The 2,771-nt window shown below is 62.6% G+C and carries 2 protein-coding genes; both read right to left on the bottom strand.

Going from position 1 to position 2,771, the window contains the following annotated elements; all coding sequences use genetic code 11:
* Positions 1 to 20: 20 nt before the first annotated feature.
* Positions 21 to 1,295 carry an NAD-dependent dihydropyrimidine dehydrogenase subunit PreA gene (preA, locus tag HT737_RS26475; protein WP_182404316.1) on the bottom strand — a complete coding sequence of 425 codons (1,275 nt, stop codon included), beginning with the start codon at positions 1,293 to 1,295 and terminating at the stop codon, positions 21 to 23.
* Complete coding sequence (locus tag HT737_RS26480) at positions 1,296 to 2,663, bottom strand: NAD(P)-dependent oxidoreductase (protein WP_121185999.1); 1,368 nt, start codon at positions 2,661 to 2,663, stop codon at positions 1,296 to 1,298.
* Positions 2,664 to 2,771: the final 108 nt, after the last annotated feature.

Below are 2,771 nucleotides of genomic sequence, written 5' to 3' on the forward strand. Positions count from 1 at the left end.
GATCTTTTGATCTTAAGAAATCAGACCGCGACATGATAGGGATTGCGCGGATCATGATTCCAGTCCAGAAACGGCTTGCCGGTCTCCATCGGCACCATCTCGATACAGTCCGCTACCGGGCAGGTGATTTGGCACAGGTTGCAGCCGACACACTCATCATCGATCACTTCATATTTATGCGTGCCGTCGGCCTGCTTCAGGCTGCTGATCGCCTGGTGTGACGTGTCCTCGCAAGCAATGTGGCAACGCCCGCAACCGATGCACGCGTCCTGATCAATCCTGGCAATGACCTGATAGTTGATGTCCAGGTACTTCCAGTCAGTGGTATTGCCCACCGCACGCCCGGAAAACTCGGCGATGTTGGCGTAGCCTTGGCTGTCCATCCAGCGCGACAGCCCGTCCTTCATCTCCTCGACAATCCGGAAGCCATGCAGCATCGCCGCCGTGCACACCTGCACCGCGCCGCTGCCCAGCGCCATGAACTCCGCCGCGTCACGCCAGCTGCCGATGCCGCCAATGCCGCAGATCGGCAGGCCTTGGGTCTGCGGATCACGGGCGATCTCGGCGACCATGTTCAGCGCAATCGGTTTGACCGCCGAGCCGCAATAACCGCCGTGGGTGCTTTTGCTGCCGACGGTGGGCAGGGCGACCATGTGTTCCAGGTCGACGCTGGTGATCGAGTTGATGGTGTTGATCAGCGACACCGCATCGGCGCCACCGCGATGGGCCGCGCGGGCGGCGACGCGGATGTCGGTGATGTTCGGCGTCAGCTTGACGATCACCGGCAGCGAGCAATAGGTCTTGCACCAGCGGGTGACCTGCTCGACGTATTCCGGCACCTGACCCACCGCCGCGCCCATGCCGCGTTCGGGCATGCCGTGCGGGCAACCGAAATTCAGCTCGATGCCGTCAGCGCCGGTGGCCTCCACCAGTGGCAGGATGTGTTTCCACGATTCCTCCACGCACGGCACCATCAACGAGACGATCAGCGCACGATCCGGCCAGTCCTTCTTCACCTGGGTGATTTCACGCAGGTTGATTTCCAGCGAGCGGTCGGTGATCAGTTCGATGTTGTTGATCCCCAGCACTTCACGGTTGTTGCCGTAGTGTGCCGAGTAGCGCGACGAGACGTTGACCGCCGCCGGGTCTTCACCCAGGGTTTTCCAGACCACACCGCCCCAGCCGGCCTCGAAGGCGCGGACCACGTTGTAGGCCTTGTCGGTTGGCGGCGCGGAGGCCAGCCAGAACGGGTTGGGGGCTTTGATACCGGCGAAGACAATCGAGAGATCGGCCATTTACGCAGCCTCCACGTTGAGCATCAGTTGCGCGTTGATCGCCTCGGCGGCGCGTTTGCCGTGCTGTACGGCTTGCACGGTGAGGTCTTGATCGAGACTGGTGCAGTCGCCGCCGGCATACACGCCGGGGATGCTGGTGCGCAGGTTGTCGTCGACCTGAATCCGTTCGCCCTGACGCTTGAGCTCACGCGCCAGCGGGTCGGTGAGGGCGCTGCTGTCGAAGGCCTGGCCGATGGCTTTGAAGATCGCGTCGGCGGCCAGTTCGAAAGTTTCGCCCGTGGTTTGCAGGCGACCGTCGACCAGATCGGTTCGGGCAAAACGCATGCCGCGCACCTTGCCTCGCGCATCGAGCAGCACTTCTTCCGGTTGCGCCCAGGTCAGCAGGCGTACCTGATTGGCCTTGGCAATGTCCTGTTCATGACCGGTCGCGCCCATGTCCGCCGCACCCCGGCGATACACCAGATTCACGTCACGCGCTCCGAGGCGGGCCATTTGCACGGCCATGTCGATGGCGGTGTTGCCGGCGCCGAGGACGATGCAGCGTTCGGCCAGTGGCAGTTGCGTCAGGTCATCGGCCTGGCGCAGTTCGCGGATGTAGTCGGTGGCGGCGAGCAGGCCGGGCGCGTCTTCGTGGGCCAGGCCGAGCTGTTTGCTGGCATTCAGGCCGAGGCCGAGGAACACCGCGTCGAACTGCTGATGCAGCTCGCTGAGGGTCAGGTTCTCGCCGAGTTTCTGTCCGTGACGGATTTCGATGCCGCCGATCTGCAGGAGGAAATCCAGCTCCTTCTGCGCGTAGTCGTCGACCAGTTTGTACTTGGCGATCCCGTATTCATTGAGGCCGCCTGCCTTTTCCCGTGCTTCGAAAATCACCACGTCGTGGCCGTGCATGGCACTGCGGTGGGCACAGGACAAACCCGCTGGCCCGGCGCCGACCACGGCGATGCGCTTGCCGGTGCTCGCCGCACGCTGGAACGGGTGCTCGGTGAAATTCGCGTTGTCCACGGCATAGCGCTGCAGCAGGCCGATCAGCACCGGCGCACATTCCTGAGCGTTGTTGCGCACGCAGGCTTGCTGACAGAGGATTTCCGTCGGGCAGACCCGGGCGCAACTGCCGCCGAGGATGTTCGCCGAAAGGATTTTCTGCGCCGCACCGGGCACGTTGTCCTGATGGATGTTGCGGATGAACGACGGAATATCGATCTCGCTCGGGCACGCGTTGACGCAAGGTGCGTCATAGCAATACAGGCAGCGCGAGGCTTCAAGATGTGCCTGCCGGGCATTGAGCGGTGGTGCCAGATCAGTGAAATGGCCGGCGAGGGCGGCCGCACTTTCGTGCGGGTGCGGGAGGTGGTTCAGGGTCTCGATCACGGTTTTTTGCCTCACGGTTATTGAGGTTCTCTGCCTCTGTCGGGCAGTGGTTTTTGTGTTGTCTGGACGGGCCTCTTCGCGAGCAAGCTCGCTCCCACATTTGGAATG

Source organism: Pseudomonas sp. MD195_PC81_125 (assembly GCF_014060985.1).
Lineage (GTDB): Bacteria > Pseudomonadota > Gammaproteobacteria > Pseudomonadales > Pseudomonadaceae > Aquipseudomonas > Aquipseudomonas parakoreensis.

Coding starts and splice junctions, on each gene's coding strand:
- preA (WP_182404316.1), bottom strand. CDS start 1,295: ATGGCCGATCTCTCGATTGTCTTCGCCGGTATCAAAGCCCCCAACCCG.